14 protein-coding genes and 1 tRNA gene are annotated in these 14075 nt (G+C 53.4%); 11 read left to right on the top strand and 4 right to left on the bottom strand.

Features of this window, described 5'->3' with window-relative positions; translation table 11 throughout:
* Positions 1-50: 50 nt before the first annotated feature.
* Positions 51-2927 carry an AAA family ATPase gene (locus tag PMI41_RS25550; RefSeq protein ID WP_008121915.1) on the bottom strand — a complete coding sequence of 959 codons (2877 nt, stop codon included), beginning with the start codon at positions 2925-2927 and terminating at the stop codon, positions 51-53.
* A 112-nt stretch (positions 2928-3039) separates the two neighbouring features.
* The gene (locus tag PMI41_RS03650; protein WP_008121914.1) at positions 3040-3906 is read right to left on the bottom strand and encodes a LysR family transcriptional regulator; all 867 of its coding nucleotides are present in this window, start codon (positions 3904-3906) and stop codon (positions 3040-3042) included.
* Between the two features lie 93 nt (positions 3907-3999).
* Here PMI41_RS03650 and PMI41_RS03645 point away from each other — a divergent pair, with 93 nt between their 5' ends.
* A complete protein-coding gene (locus tag PMI41_RS03645) occupies positions 4000-4884 on the top strand; it encodes a DMT family transporter (RefSeq protein WP_008121911.1) in 885 nt (294 codons plus the stop codon).
* Between the two features lie 20 nt (positions 4885-4904).
* Here PMI41_RS03645 and PMI41_RS03640 read toward each other — a convergent pair whose 3' ends face one another.
* Both PMI41_RS03640 and PMI41_RS03635 read right to left on the bottom strand, forming a co-directional pair.
* Positions 4905-5174 carry a hypothetical protein gene (locus PMI41_RS03640; RefSeq protein ID WP_157179301.1) on the bottom strand — a complete coding sequence of 90 codons (270 nt, stop codon included), beginning with the start codon at positions 5172-5174 and terminating at the stop codon, positions 4905-4907.
* A 101-nt stretch (positions 5175-5275) separates the two neighbouring features.
* A tRNA-Ser gene (locus PMI41_RS03635) sits at positions 5276-5365 on the bottom strand.
* Between the two features lie 328 nt (positions 5366-5693).
* Between PMI41_RS03635 and rplU the strand changes: the two genes are divergently transcribed.
* The 10 genes from rplU (at position 5694) to macA (ending at position 14075) form a co-directional block, all read left to right on the top strand.
* On the top strand, positions 5694-6170 hold the full coding sequence (gene rplU, locus PMI41_RS03630) for a 50S ribosomal protein L21 (protein WP_008121909.1): 477 nt from the start codon (positions 5694-5696) through the stop codon (positions 6168-6170).
* A 24-nt stretch (positions 6171-6194) separates the two neighbouring features.
* Complete coding sequence (gene rpmA, locus PMI41_RS03625; RefSeq protein ID WP_008121908.1) at positions 6195-6467, top strand: 50S ribosomal protein L27; 273 nt, start codon at positions 6195-6197, stop codon at positions 6465-6467.
* A gap of 118 nt (positions 6468-6585) precedes the next feature.
* The gene (locus PMI41_RS03620) at positions 6586-7188 is read left to right on the top strand and encodes a GNAT family protein (RefSeq protein ID WP_008121907.1); all 603 of its coding nucleotides are present in this window, start codon (positions 6586-6588) and stop codon (positions 7186-7188) included.
* Positions 7189-7340: 152 nt separating this feature from the next.
* Complete coding sequence (obgE, locus tag PMI41_RS03615; protein WP_008121906.1) at positions 7341-8375, top strand: GTPase ObgE; 1035 nt, start codon at positions 7341-7343, stop codon at positions 8373-8375.
* Between the two features lie 8 nt (positions 8376-8383).
* A complete protein-coding gene (gene proB / locus PMI41_RS03610) occupies positions 8384-9580 on the top strand; it encodes a glutamate 5-kinase (protein WP_008121904.1) in 1197 nt (398 codons plus the stop codon).
* Positions 9581-9583: 3 nt separating this feature from the next.
* Entirely contained in the window at positions 9584-10864 is a 1281-nt protein-coding gene (locus tag PMI41_RS03605; protein WP_008121902.1) for a glutamate-5-semialdehyde dehydrogenase, read from the top strand.
* 47 nt (positions 10865-10911) lie between these two features.
* Entirely contained in the window at positions 10912-11508 is a 597-nt protein-coding gene (locus tag PMI41_RS03600; RefSeq protein ID WP_040853720.1) for a nicotinate-nucleotide adenylyltransferase, read from the top strand.
* Between the two features lie 154 nt (positions 11509-11662).
* Complete coding sequence (gene rsfS / locus PMI41_RS03595) at positions 11663-12046, top strand: ribosome silencing factor (protein ID WP_008121898.1); 384 nt, start codon at positions 11663-11665, stop codon at positions 12044-12046.
* A gap of 83 nt (positions 12047-12129) precedes the next feature.
* Positions 12130-12612, top strand: a complete 483-nt coding sequence (rlmH, locus tag PMI41_RS03590) for a 23S rRNA (pseudouridine(1915)-N(3))-methyltransferase RlmH (RefSeq protein ID WP_008121897.1) — start codon at positions 12130-12132, stop codon at positions 12610-12612.
* Positions 12613-12785: 173 nt separating this feature from the next.
* Positions 12786-14075, top strand: a complete 1290-nt coding sequence (gene macA, locus PMI41_RS03585; protein WP_008121895.1) for a macrolide transporter subunit MacA — start codon at positions 12786-12788, stop codon at positions 14073-14075.

The following is a 14075-nucleotide window of genomic DNA, read 5'->3' as shown; positions in this document are numbered from 1 at the left end:
GCAATTGCCTTAGTTTTTATGTTTATTGAGATTTTGATTGCGGTTTGAAATTAGGCATCAACCAGATGAAGCCGATGAGCCATGGCAGTTGCCAATCCGCGATTAGCCACATTGAGCTTGCTCAGAATGTTTGACACGTGAACACTGGCTGTCTTTGTGGAGATGAATAGCTGCGCTGCGATCTCCCTGTTGCTCAGGCCAGCGGAAACGAGTTGGAGCACTTCACGCTCACGGGAAGTCAGGCCATGGCCGGGGTTGGGGAGAAATACTTCCTGACCATCATTGAGTTTGATGCGGGCGCGTTTTGCAACGGATACTATCCTTGCAAGCAGCGGCGTAGCTCTCAAGCTTGAGGCAAGGTTCAATGCCTTTTGCAGACGTACCGCCCCGTCAAACTTGTTCTTTACAGCATGTGCAGTTCCAGACCGGAACAGTGCATAGGCTTGAGTATAGGGGCATCCGACATCCGAGAAAGCATTGGCGGCAGCATCCCAAAGATTCGCATCGGAGTTATGGGATCGGGCGCTCTCTGCTTGCAAGATCAGGCTATATGCCATTTCAACGGGCCCGGGCTGCGGAGTATCCATCGCCAGTTTCTCGACTGCCTTGCGCAAGGATGCAGGCGCGTTGGAATCAATGCAAAGGCGCATGCTGGAAGAGAGCAGTGGCCAGACAAGCAAAGGCAGACGCGGGTCAGCCGCGCCAATCGCCATGTTGATAAGGTCGTGGGCGGCGGTCATATCGCCTGTCGCAAAGCACAATTCTAGCTTTAGCCGCGCCGTCAGCATTGATCGCTCGGGTCTTTGCTGGGGGCCATCGGGCAATGTTTGCAGTTCGGCAAGTAACTGTTCGGCTTTTTCGTTTTCACCGCGGGCAACCGCGATTTCAACATTGCAGAGGAGAAGTTGCATACGACCAAGCGGTGCCGGATTCAGCATCAGAACTTCGTCAAGAATATCCAGTGCCTCATCCCATTCACCGGAGCAGAACAGCGAAGCGAAGAGTCGCTGAGCAATTCGCGCGCCCATGTAGCGCGCCTGGCCAAATTCAGCAGTGCGCTTGATAGCGTATCTGCCTTCCGACAATGCTTCGGTCCGGTTGCCCTGTTCCTCAAGCGCTTCAAGCAATAAGCCAAGGCCAATTATCTCCAACCTGCCAAAACCGCTTAATCTGGCCTCATCGATCGCTGTACGAAGCTCCAATATTATATTTCTACCGGCATGTTTACCGAAATGCGCGGTCGTAAGCTGCGCCTCGATCTGAAATTCCTTCAGCTTCAATTGATCAGCCACAGACGACAGTTCTGAGGACAACTCTCTTGCTCGCTCATAGAGATGGTGCAGCATGCAGGCACGGAAAGCTTGAGCAAGAGCTTCTGCCCGGATTGGGGTGACGGCCGTGGCGAGCTGTAAAGCGACTTGGAGGTCATCAATTTCACCATCCAGCAGACCCTGCTGCCGCATTATGGCTCGCTGCAGTAAAAGCGCTGCCCGCCTTTCCGCATCGCTCGCAGCTGTCAGCTCGCCAAGTGCCGTCTCAACCATATCCAGGCCGCGCTCAGCTTCGGCCGCCCAACAGGCGGCATCTACGGCCAGCTCAAGCACATCAATATATTCTGCGCCGAGCAACTGCTGTGCGGATTTAACTTTAGGCCATAACTCGATCACCTGTTCCAGAAGTTGCAATTGGACCGCGTATGCAAATCTGAGTGCTGCTTCGCGCGAGCCCCGCCAAGCTGCTTGTATAGCCTGATCATGACAGCCGGCAGCTCCCCAATGTGTGGTCAATGCAACAGAAAGCCAGATATCCGGATGCGTGTCCGGGTGGCTGGTCAGAGCCTCCGCGAAAGCCCGATTGAACTGGACCTGTTCACCTGAAAGCAAGTCACTGCGTATGGCTTCCTGAATCAGCGCGTGCCGAAACATGTAGCCGTCAGCATCGCTCACGACTGCGCCTGTTGCGGATGCCAGACGCATGGCATCCGTCAAATCCTCGTCGCTGAGTCCAGCCACTCTGGTAAGCAATCTATGGCTGATACGCTGGCGACCCACAGATGCCGTACGTAACACTCTTTGTACAGGTTCGGGCAAATCCTCTATCGCTTGTAGCAGGAGGCTTTGCAATGCGCGTGGCATCTTCATGCTGATCTTGCCGTCCGGTTCGACCAAACATTCCGTATAGAGGGGTATCCCGCCTGCGCGCGCATAGGCCTCGCTTACAATCGCTGGGTCCGGTGAACGCCCCAGGATACCTTCCAACTGACGAGCGACTTCAGGCCGTGACAGTCGGCCAAGTGTCAACCGCGAAACGCTCTCGCCAGTCATTGTGCCGGCAAGGAGGGATTTCATCGCTGGTCGGTAGTTCGTGTCATTCGTTCTGTGCGAAAGAACGAGATGGATGCGGGCATTCTCCATACGTCCAATGAGAAATCGCAGCAAATCGTAACTGGCCGCATCAGCCCAATGTAAATCTTCAATCACCACAATCAGCGGCTGTTCACGGCTCAAACTGACAAAAAGCTTGCGTAAAGTTTCAAAAAGTCTGGTTCGAACAAAGTCGGGCTCGAGGTTTGTGGGCATTGGCCCAAACTCTGGCAGCAAAAAAGCCATTTCCTCGTTTGCATTGTTGCCGAGGTAGGTCCTGATTCTTGCGACGCCTTGAATGGAAACCAATTCCCTCAGGATCGCGGCAAAAGGGGCATAGGGCAGAAAATTGTCGAGCTGTTCGATGCAATCTCCTTTCAGGATCAGGGCATCGGCACCAGCCCGGGCCAGATATTCGCGGATAAGCCTTGATTTGCCTGTGCCCGCTTCAGCACCGATGAACGTGGTGGACTGATGGCCTGTGACACTTGCCGCGAATGCGGCTGATAACTCGTCAAGTTCGCGTTTCCGGCCCACAAAAATCGGACTGACGATGCGTTTCAATGCTCAACATCTCCCCTTCGATACCAACCTTCTAGCATAAGCGGAATGGACGCAAAACCTGCTGAGACTAGGGCACTGTTGACCGTGGGAGGACATCTGAAATTCTGGCAAGTCAGACATTACTATCTGCAGTGGCTAGTGCCTCCACAAAATGATCTGCAAGAAGCATGGCTGCTGGCGAAATATTTGCTGCCCTGTGCAGACAGATATCAGCGCCAGGAAGATCTGGCATATCATCTTCGATTGTAAGCCGTCGCAACCGTTTCGGGAACATGCCAGATTTCACTACGGTCACTGCGAGTCCCTGAGCCACTATGGATTCAACGGCAGCCTGACTCTGACTGACAAAGGCAAGCCGCCAAGGACGCTTTACACTATCCAGTGCCTCCATCGCCCATTTCCGGAACAGGCATCCCTGCGGATAAAGCGCAACAGGGAGCGGATTGAGTTCTACCGACGACCGATCAGGGCCGGCAGCCCATACAGCTTGTTCTCTGCGCAAAAACTGACCCTCGCCTTTCCCTTCAGGGTGCATTGCTATTACCAGATCGAATGTATCGCCAAGCCGCTCGGGCATCGAACAGGTAAGACCTGTTTCCATCTCAATATGGATCATCGGATAGCCAGCAACAAAACTCGTCAGAAGTGGCGGAATGATATAGGCACCATAGTCTTCCATGACACCCAAACGGACAACACCCTCGACCTTGTGTTCCCGCAGTCGCCCGACGGCCTCATCGTTAAGCGTGAGGATACGCCGCGCATAACCCAAAAGCTCTTCGCCAGCCGTACTCAGGTCAACTTTGATTGTCGTGCGGTGGAACAGTTGAACGTCCAACCGTTCTTCCAGACGTTTTATCTGCATGCTGACGGCGGATTGTGTCCGGTTAAGCATTGTTGCTGCCCGCGTAAAGGATTGCTGCTCCGCGACAACGACAAAGGCTTTCAAAAGATCTGGATCAAGTCCGGGCATACTCATCACGAAATCTCATACACCTTATCAGTTAAATTCTGTTCCTTGATAAAATAGTCGAGTCTAGGATTTGTGCAATCAATATGCGGGGCCTGATGAATGAGCGAAGTCTGGGGTGTCTTGGCTGCAATGTTTTCAAGCGCACTTGGAGGTAGTTCAATTGGCGCAACGCGCTATCTTGCACATATTGCCGATCCGATTGCCATTGGTTCATTCCGGTTTGGCGTCGGCTTCGTTCTCTTGTTGCCAGTGGCCATTTCAAGGGAGGGAAACTGGCCGTCGCTTCGCGACCTGCCGGCTGTCGCGGCACTGGGCCTGCTCTTTTTTGCCGTGTTTCCAGGCCTGTTCAACGCATCACTTATGTTCACCACGGCGGCGCGAGGAGCACTTGCTCTTTCGACACTTCCGCTGATGACCATGCTTATCGGCGCAGCGCTTGGAATTGAGCGATTGACGATCCGTAAAACCACCGGAGTTCTGATTGCCACAACGGGAGTGGCGACGGCCCTCGTCTCAGGATTGCAAAACGCCCCATCGGGCGCTTGGAAAGGCGATCTGCTCATGGGCTGTGCTGCGTTATGCATGGCATTTTACAGTATCTGGTCACGTCCCTATATCCAGCGTTCAGGAGCGATTCGGTTTACGACCGTGGCCATGGGAGTGGGTGCTATATTGCTGATTTGCGCCGGGTGCCTTAATGGCAGTTTTGCGCCGGTTGCGGATTTCACAACGCCACAATGGTTTGCAATCGTCTACCTTGGTGCGTTTGGTAGCGCGCTTACATTTTATCTTTGGGCTTTTGCGCTTGAACGTACCACGCCAACGCGGGTTGCAGTCTCGATTGCGGTCAATCCGATCAGTGCTTCTCTGGTAGGGGCGACCGTGCTTCACGAACCGCTCGGCTGGAATCTGGCTTTGGGTACAATTGCAGTAGTGGCTGGCATATGGATTGCAACCAGACATAGCAACACAACATCCGTCTGACAGTTCCTGCCAATCTAATTTTAAGTCGGCAGTGCTATGCAAACCATCTGTTTACCGCCTTCTTGCTGGCATGTCGTGACTTGGGTGCCTTCGGGCAGCATGATGAACGTTTTCTGCTGAAATTCGATTGTCGGATACTGTTCCAATCCGATACCCGGTTTCGTGAGAAACCACAGAAAACCTGCAATGCTCAGCCCCGTCGCGAGAAATGCGAGCCAAGATTGCCAGACGCAGGATTTTCCACCGGTTGTGTTCTTTCGCCATTGGGATAGGTTTATCTCGTTGTTCACGAGAATTTCAAGGCCGCCTTTCGAGATTGCAGGGCCATCGACCCGATATGGTATAAGCTTAGATTGAGTGCGAAAAAAACTTTGTGGCCAATGGAACATAATGGCGGAGAGGGAGGGATTTGAACCCCCGATGGAGTTGCCCCCATGCCGCATTTCGAGTGCGGTGCTTTCAACCACTCAGCCACCTCTCCGCGTCTGGGATCGCTATCGAGACCCCGTATCTATAGTGCCGCGATGCCCCGAAGGGCTTGGCTTGAGCGTGCGACGCGCTAGATAGCGGGCAAAGCGCCCAGATACAAGAGCAATTTTGCGTTAAATTTCTTGACTCTGCCTGGATACTGATCTTATAAGCGCCCGACGACTGGCGTGGGGGATTCTCCGCGCCGTTTGTTTTTGAATTCGGGTGCCTTCGTTCTTATGGATAAAAGTGCCTTTCGATCAATCTGTCACGACTGACAAAAAGACGGTTATTGCCGGAATAATGGCAGAAAACCGAACCGAACGCCGAAAGGGCACAAAATGTTCGCAGTCATCAAGACCGGTGGTAAGCAGTATCGCGTTGCCGCCAATGACCTTCTCAAGGTCGAAAAAGTTTCCGGCAATGCCGGTGATATCGTACAGTTCGCAGAAGTTCTGATGGTTGGCGTTGGCGCTGACGCAACAATCGGTGCTCCTGTTGTTAGCGGTGCGCTGGTTACAGCTGAGGTTGTTGAGCAGGGCCGTGCACGCAAGGTTATCGCTTTCAAGAAGCGCCGCCGCCAGAACTCAAAGCGTACACGTGGTCATCGTCAGGAATTGACAACGATCCGTATTGCAGAGATTCTTACAGGTGGTGCGAAGCCTTCGAAGACTGCTGCTGAAAAGCCAGCCAACAAGAAGCCTGCCAAGGCTGAAGTTGCTGCAGCTGACGCGACAGAAACCAAAGCCGCCCCAAAGGCCAAGGCTGCGCCCAAGAAGGCTGCTGCCAAGGCTGAGAAGCCCGCTTCGGGCGAATAAGAACAGGTTTAAAGGAGCAATCCCATGGCACACAAAAAAGCTGGTGGTTCATCACGCAACGGTCGTGATTCAGAATCAAAGCGCCTTGGCGTAAAGAAGTTTGGTGGCGAGCGCGTGCTTGCTGGCAATATCCTCGTTCGTCAACGTGGCACCAAGTGGCATCCCGGCGTCAATGTTGGCGTTGGTAAGGATCACACTCTGTTTGCGCTTGAAGCAGGCACAGTATCTTTCCGTACCAAAGCTAACGGCCGTAGCTTCGTGTCGATCGTCACCCCGATCGCCGAAGCAGCAGAATAGCCGGTCATGCTTGAAGCACCGGCGTCCCATCGGACCCGGTGAAAAATGGCAACCGCCAAAAGATCAAAGGGAGATGGGGCACTACCCGTCTCCCTTTTCGTATCTGGAGGAATGAAAAATGGTTGCTGATATACTCGAAGAAGATGATGAACGGCTGGACCTGATAGACTGTCCGGTTCTCGTTACAGACCGCCTCGTTCTGCGCGCGCCTCATATTGAGGATGTGGACGCAATTGCCAATCTTGCCGATAATCTGCGCGTGGCAGAAATGCTGTCACGCATGCCGCACCCTTACACGAAAGCCCATGCTGTGGATTTCGTGCGCCGCGCCAATGCGGGCGAGATTGGCAAATGTGTCTACGCCATTACCCTTGCTCAAACAGGTACATTTGTTGGCTGTTGCGGGATCAATTACCGACGTGGCGCTGGCAAGGACGAACTGGAGATAGGTTACTGGCTGGGTGAACCGCACTGGGGCAAGGGATATGCGACAGAAGCTGCCCACGCGCTGGTCGATCTGGTGTTTCGCGCAACGCAGGTGGAAAAGCTTTATGCTTCCTGCCGTGTCTCCAACATCGCATCGCGTCGGGTACTCTATAAGAGCGGCTTTCAGTATACCAACACAGGGATGATGGATTCGATCAATGCAGGTAATGTTCCTGTGGAGCGTTATATGCTTGATCGGCGCACCTGGATTGGTCTGCGGAGCTGGACCTCTTAACAGCGTTGTCTGACCTCTTTTGGCTTCCGCCGCGGACCGACACAAGTTCAACACGCCAGTTCCCGAAAGGTCATCTTCGCGGGAATTGGCCAGTTTTATTCTAGCTGGAATTGCTGTATTGCCTCCAAGCGACACAAAAGGACTGAGTTTCCATGAAATTTCTTGACCAGGCGAAAGTCTATATCCGCTCTGGCGACGGTGGTGCCGGTTCGGTGTCATTTCGCCGTGAAAAATTCCTGGAATTTGGTGGTCCCGACGGTGGGGATGGCGGTCGTGGCGGCGACGTCTGGGCAGAAGCTGTCGATGGTTTGAATACTTTGATTGACTATCGCTACCAGCAGCATTTCAAGGCCAAAACGGGAATGCACGGCATGGGACGTGACATGACGGGCGGCAAAGGCTCAGATGTAATTTTGAAGGTGCCCGTTGGCACTCAAATCTTTGAAAATGACAATGAAACCCTCATTGTAGATTTCACGGTTGTTGGACAGCGCTATCGTTTGGCCAAAGGCGGCAATGGTGGTTTTGGCAACGCGCATTTCAAGACCTCAACCAATCAGGCACCACGGCGCGCAAACCCTGGCCTTGAGGGCGAAGAACGCAATCTCTGGCTCCGCTTGAAGCTGATTGCGGATGCCGGATTGCTCGGTAAACCAAACGCCGGCAAGTCGACGTTTCTCGCCAGCGTTACGGCAGCCAAGCCGAAAATTGCCGATTATCCTTTTACAACGCTCCATCCCAATTTGGGCGTGGCTCGTGTCGATGCACGCGAATTTGTTATTGCGGATATTCCGGGCCTTATCGAAGGCGCTCACGAGGGCGTCGGTATTGGCGATCGATTCCTAGGCCATGTGGAGCGGACACGTGTCTTATTGCACCTTATTTCGGCGCAAGAGGAGAATGTTGCCGAGGCATACAAGACGGTTCGAAATGAGCTGAAAGCCTATGGCGGAGGGCTTGCGGAAAAGCTTGAAATCGTAGCGCTGAGCCAGATCGATACATTGGATGCAGCGGCACGCAAAAAGAAGATTGCCGCACTGAAGAAAGCGTCCGGTGTTGAGCCAATGCTCCTCTCATCGGTCAGCCGTGAGGGTGTCGAGCAGGTGTTGCGCGCACTTTCAGCAATCATTCTTGAATCCCGTAAGTCGGAAGCCCCTGTTGAGGTCGACAACCGCTACAAGTCCTGAGTACCAAAATGTCTGTAAAATCCACGCCAAGCCGAAAAGATCGTGAATTTGCCAAGGCGAAGGTATTGCCCAAGCTGCACAGCTATAGACGGATCGTTGTAAAAATCGGTTCAGCCCTGCTTGTTGATCGGGTCAGTGGATTAAAACGGCAATGGCTGGAAAGCCTTGGTGCCGATGTTGCTGCGCTCACTGAAGCAGGTGTGGAAGTGATGATTGTATCGTCGGGTGCAATCGCACTAGGCAGAAGTGTGCTCGGCCTGCCGAAAGGTGCATTGCGGTTAGAGGAAAGCCAGGCAGCAGCGGCGGCAGGACAGATTGAACTGGCAAAGGCCTATGCCGAGGTGCTCAGCGACCATAGCCTGCGCGCCGGGCAAATTCTGCTGACTTTGGCCGATACCGAAGAACGTCGGCGATACCTTAATGCCCGCGCTACATTGGGCACACTTTTACGGTTGAAGGCCATCCCGGTCATCAATGAAAACGATACGGTGGCGACGACTGAAATCCGTTACGGGGACAATGACCGGCTGGCGGCACGGGTTGCAACGATGATGAGCGCTGACCTGCTGATCCTGCTCTCGGACATTGACGGGCTTTATACGGCGCCGCCGCACCAGAACCCGGATGCGCAATTTCTTCCAGTTGTCGAGGCGATCACACCCGACATAGAAGCGATGGCAGGAGCGGCAGCATCCGAATATTCGCGGGGCGGCATGAAGACGAAGCTTGATGCGGGCAAAATTGCCAACGCCGCTGGTACTGCAATGATTATCGCGTCGGGTACGCGGCTCAATCCGCTGAGTGCAATAGACCAGGGTGAACGTTCAACCCTGTTCAAGCCAAGCACGTCACCTGTAAATGCATGGAAAACCTGGATTTCCGGTAATTTGGAACCTTCAGGGCGTCTGGTAATTGATGACGGTGCGCTTGTGGCGTTGAAATCTGGAAAATCTTTACTGGCAGCAGGTGTTCGCGAGGTGTACGGGCAGTTTATGCGCGGCGATACCGTTGCTGTCGTTGGGCCTGATGGCCGGGAAGCAGCGCGCGGGCTCATTGCCTATGACGCGTCGGACGCCGTTAAAATTGCCGGACGAAAGACGGGCGAGATTGCTGCAATATTGGGGTACGATGCCCGTTCAGCAATGATACACCGCGACGATCTGGTGGTACGCTCAGCAAAACGCCTTGCCGTAGCGGAGGAGTAGAGAATGTTGACACGTTCCGAGGATACATCCACTGTTGCATTGATGGCCGAGATGGGTCGCAAGGCTCGTGCTGCGGCACGACCATTGGCTATCGCATCTTCGGAAGTGAAGACCACTGCGCTTCTCGCCATGGCGGACGCGATCGAGCGCCGAAAAGCGGAGATTTTGCAGGCCAACGAGCTGGATATGGCAGATGGTGTGGCTGCCGATATGACTGCAGCATTGCTTGACCGCCTGAAGCTGGACGAAAAAAGGATTGCGGGGATCGCGGAAAGCATCCGCACGATTGCAAATCTGGCAGACCCTGTTGGCCAGCTTATTGCCGAATGGGATCGTCCCAATGGGCTGCATATTGAACGCGTCCGTACGCCGCTCGGGGTTATTGGCGTGATCTATGAAAGTCGGCCAAACGTCACGGCAGATGCGGGCGCGCTTTGCCTGAAGTCTGGCAATGCCGTGATTTTGCGTGGCGGTTCGGATTCGGCGAACTCATCGCGGGCTATTCATACTGCTCTTGCCGATGGACTTGAAGCGGCTGGATTACCGCGCGATGCAATTCAGTTGGTGTCCACGAGAGATCGCAGCGCGGTAGGGGAAATGCTCACAGGGCTTGGTGGCAATCTTGATGTTATTATTCCACGTGGAGGCAAAAGCCTTGTCGCGCGCGTTCAGTCAGAAGCGCGCGTTCCGGTTTTTGCGCATCTGGAAGGCCTGTGCCACGTCTACATTGATGCCTCGGCAGATATTGATCTGGCGCGCAAGATCGTCGTGAACGCCAAAATGCGCAGGACCGGGGTTTGTGGAGCTGCCGAAACTCTTCTTGTCGACCGCGTTATTGCATCGGCGCATCTTGCACCTCTGCTTGATGACCTCAGGGCAGCGGGCTGTGAAATCCGCGGCGATGAAGATGTCGTCAAGCTCTATGGTAAAGCCAACACTGCGACCGAGGAGGACTGGTCAACCGAATATCTGGACGCGATCATTTCTGTAAAACTGGTCGACGGCATAGATGGCGCTCTTGATCATATAAATCACTATTCCTCTCATCACACGGAAGCGGTTATCGCCGAAGACCAAGATGTCGTGGAAAGGTTCTTCAACGAGATCGACTCCGCGATCCTTCTGCACAACGCCTCGACGCAATTTGCCGATGGTGGAGAGTTTGGAATGGGTGCGGAGATTGGTATCGCGACCGGCAAGATGCATGCGCGCGGGCCCGTGGGCGTTGAACAGTTGACGTCGTTCAAATACCGCGTTCGCGGCACTGGCCAGATACGTCCGTGACATTCGGACCAGCGAACATTCCCGGCATCGAAGATGCGCATCTGCGTATGCCCTTTGTTGAAAAGGGTATGGCGGTCGGTTTGTTTGGCGGATCGTTCAATCCACCTCACGCCGGTCACGCTTTGGTTGCCGAAATCGCGATGCGCCGACTGAAACTGGATCAGCTCTGGTGGATCGTAACGCCGGGTAATCCGCTGAAGGACAAGCGCGAGCTTGCACCTTTGTCAAAGCGGCTGGAGTTGTGCGAAGCGCTTATTCACGATCCTCGAGTGAAAGTTACGGCATTTGAAGCGGCTCATCACATTCGATACACGGCGGATACGCTCGCTCTCATAAAACTCCGCAATCCAGGTGTTCATTTCGTCTGGATAATGGGTGCAGACAGTCTTGCGGATTTCCATCGCTGGCAACGGTGGCAGCAGATTGCCACAACGTTTCCTATTGCCGTCATAGATCGCCCGGGTTCCACGCTGGCGTTCCTATCGTCTCGCATGGCAAAGACGTTCGACTACGCCCGAATTGATGAGGACGATGCTCCGCTTCTCGCCCGCACGCATGCACCCGCCTGGACCTTTATTCACGGGCCAAGATCGCTGCTCTCATCCACAGCAATACGCAACGGGAAAATGCAAACTGAAAGCTGAGATCGCGTTCGAAGTGGTTAGATCAAGATGATGTCTTGAAACTGCCATGCGACTCTGCCTATCTTATACGTGTGCAGCGAGTTCAATAGCTGCGACGCGTTGTTCTTAAGGGAAAGGAATTACACTGAGAACAGCAATTCAAAAGAAGGAAGCTTTGGCTCCTTCAACGGCAGAGATCAACGGTATCAATTCCGTCGCTCGTGCCCTCAAATCAGTGCTTGATAGTCTCGATGACTCCAAGGCTGAACAAGTTGTCCCCATCGATCTTCGAGGCAAATCCGTCATCGCTGACCATATGGTCATCGCGTCCGGTCGTTCGCATCGCCATGTTACAGCGGTTGCCGATCAACTCCTTCGTACTCTGAAAGAGAATGGACACGGCAATAATGCCAAAGTCGAAGGTCTAGCCAGCGGTGATTGGGTGCTGATCGACACGGGCGATATCATCATCCACATTTTCCGCCCCGAAGTGCGGGAGTTCTACAACATCGAAAAGATGTGGCAGGCTCCGGAACTGGATGGTGAAACCGTACACTAGGGCCGAGGCTCTGGCGTTTTATAGGCCGGCTGCAAGTCCGGTGTGAGCAGGTTTGTTCTTAACTCTGCCCGGACTGGAGTGTTATGCGCATCAGTGTTTTTGCCGTGGGCCGCATGAAGTCCGGGCCGGAGCGTGAGCTTGCGGATCGGTATTTTGATCGCCTGAAAAAAACCGGCGTTCCTTTAGGACTTGAATTTTCGTCGGTGACGGAAATCGTGGAAAGCCGTGCGCAACAACCCGATTTGCGAAAGCAAGAAGAGTCCGCGCAGGTCCTGAAAGCCCTTGATAGCGGCGGTGTGCTCGTGCTTCTCGATGAGAGGGGTAAAACCATGCCGTCCGAAGCTTTCGCATCCAGTATTGAGCGTTTCCGAGATGACGGGAAAAGGCAGCTGTTGTTAGCTATCGGAGGACCGGATGGTCATGATGCTGCACTGAGGGAGCGTGCAGACTTGGTGCTTGCGCTCGGCGCAATGACTTGGCCACACCAGATTGTTCGCATTCTTGTAGCTGAACAACTTTATCGCGCCACAACGATACTTTCCGGGCACCCTTATCATCGCATTTGATTACAAATAAGTAATTCAGCCCGTGTTCATGCTGTGTTGGGATAATGACCTCCACTGATCATTACAAAAATATAATGATCTCAATGCTTTTCGAGTGAACTGTTTCTATCCATTTCTTGGTAATATCCATCAGGATGGAGGTATTTCATCTGCGAAGAATGTGGAATGGGTCGATGACTAAAATTGCCAAGGTAACCAGCCAGATTAAACAAGGTCCAGACGGGTCAAACGTTACCTTTATACCCGGCGCCATTCCTCCAGGACGCAAGAAAAAACGTTCTCGTCTTTGGTTGTGGTTGCCTGTTGCCATCATTGCCCTTGGGGCTGGGTACTATGCATGGTCGACCTATGGAGCTTCAACATCTACGGCTGCCGTAATTACGCAGCCTGTTGTCAGGGCAGATATTGAGAATGCAGTAACGGCAGTTGGTACTCTCGATTCGATCAAATCGGTTGATGCAGGTGCGCAGGTTTCCGGCCAGTTGAAGGTTCTGCATGTCGAAATTGGCGATAAGGTCACCCAAAACCAACTGATAGCCGAGATTGATCCGGCAACTATTCAAAACAGGATTGAGATCGATCAGGCAGAGCTTGCGAACTTGCAGGCGCAGTTGGTCTCCAAGAAAGCCCAGCTTGTCCTTAAACAGGCCAATATTGAGCGCCAGCGCAATCTGGTGGCAACGCGTTCCGTCTCGCAATCGACATTGGATCAAGCAGTTGCCGATCTTGCGACCGCTGAGGCTGATGTAAATGCGCTTGAAGCCCAGATACGCAAACAGCAGGCTACCCTTGATGGCGATCAGGTTGATCTTGGCTACACGAAAATCTATGCGCCAATGGCAGGTACAATTGCCGCCGTGCCGGTAAAAGAGGGTCAGACTCTGAATGCCAGCCAGACAGCCCCAACTATTGTAACGATTGCTGACCTTTCTACGATGACCGTCAAGGCTCAAGTGTCGGAAGCAGATGTCAGCAAACTCAAGATCGGGATGGATGCGTACTTCACTTTGCTCGGTCAGCCGGGCAAGCGATATGCTGGAAAGCTGCGGCAGATACAGCCCACTCCGGATATCGAAAACAATGTTGTGCTCTATTATGCGTTGTTTGACGTGCCAAATACCGACGGTGACCTCATGATTTCCATGAGCGCACAGGTATTCTTCCTGCAATCATCTGCGAAAAACGTTTTGGTGGTTCCAAGTTCAGCAATTCGGTCTCAGCGCAATTCTGGTGAGGCTGAGAATGGAAAGCGGACGTTTGAGGTCAGTGTGGTCGATGCTGCAGGGAAAACATTGGTGCGTAAAGTCGAAGTCGGTATCCGCAATCGTGTAAATGCTGAAATCAAAAGTGGTTTGGATGAGGGCGATCTGGTTGTTGTCGGACAAGCAAGCGATGCCAATAATCCGGGAAATGGTGGAGGCAATCGCTCGCAGCGCGGTCAGCGCATGCCGCGGATGTTCTGA

The organism is Phyllobacterium sp. YR531 (assembly GCF_000282595.1).
Lineage (GTDB): Bacteria > Pseudomonadota > Alphaproteobacteria > Rhizobiales > Rhizobiaceae > Phyllobacterium.
The sequence above is the reverse complement of the archived record's forward strand: the minus strand, read 5'-3'. Positions and strand labels throughout refer to the sequence as shown.

What these genes read in the sequence shown, in the direction of transcription:
- PMI41_RS03600 (WP_040853720.1), top strand. Translation starts at nt 10,912, where the DNA reads ATGCCCTTTGTTGAAAAGGGTATGGCGGTCGGTTTGTTTGGCGGATCG.
- rpmA (WP_008121908.1), top strand. Translation starts at nt 6,195, where the DNA reads ATGGCACACAAAAAAGCTGGTGGTTCATCACGCAACGGTCGTGATTCA.
- proB (WP_008121904.1), top strand. Translation starts at nt 8,384, where the DNA reads ATGTCTGTAAAATCCACGCCAAGCCGAAAAGATCGTGAATTTGCCAAG.
- PMI41_RS03620 (WP_008121907.1), top strand. Translation starts at nt 6,586, where the DNA reads ATGGTTGCTGATATACTCGAAGAAGATGATGAACGGCTGGACCTGATA.
- rplU (WP_008121909.1), top strand. Translation starts at nt 5,694, where the DNA reads ATGTTCGCAGTCATCAAGACCGGTGGTAAGCAGTATCGCGTTGCCGCC.
- PMI41_RS03650 (WP_008121914.1), bottom strand. Translation starts at nt 3,906, where the DNA reads ATGAGTATGCCCGGACTTGATCCAGATCTTTTGAAAGCCTTTGTCGTT.
- PMI41_RS03605 (WP_008121902.1), top strand. Translation starts at nt 9,584, where the DNA reads ATGTTGACACGTTCCGAGGATACATCCACTGTTGCATTGATGGCCGAG.
- obgE (WP_008121906.1), top strand. Translation starts at nt 7,341, where the DNA reads ATGAAATTTCTTGACCAGGCGAAAGTCTATATCCGCTCTGGCGACGGT.
- PMI41_RS03645 (WP_008121911.1), top strand. Translation starts at nt 4,000, where the DNA reads ATGAGCGAAGTCTGGGGTGTCTTGGCTGCAATGTTTTCAAGCGCACTT.
- macA (WP_008121895.1), top strand. Translation starts at nt 12,786, where the DNA reads ATGACTAAAATTGCCAAGGTAACCAGCCAGATTAAACAAGGTCCAGAC.
- rlmH (WP_008121897.1), top strand. Translation starts at nt 12,130, where the DNA reads ATGCGCATCAGTGTTTTTGCCGTGGGCCGCATGAAGTCCGGGCCGGAG.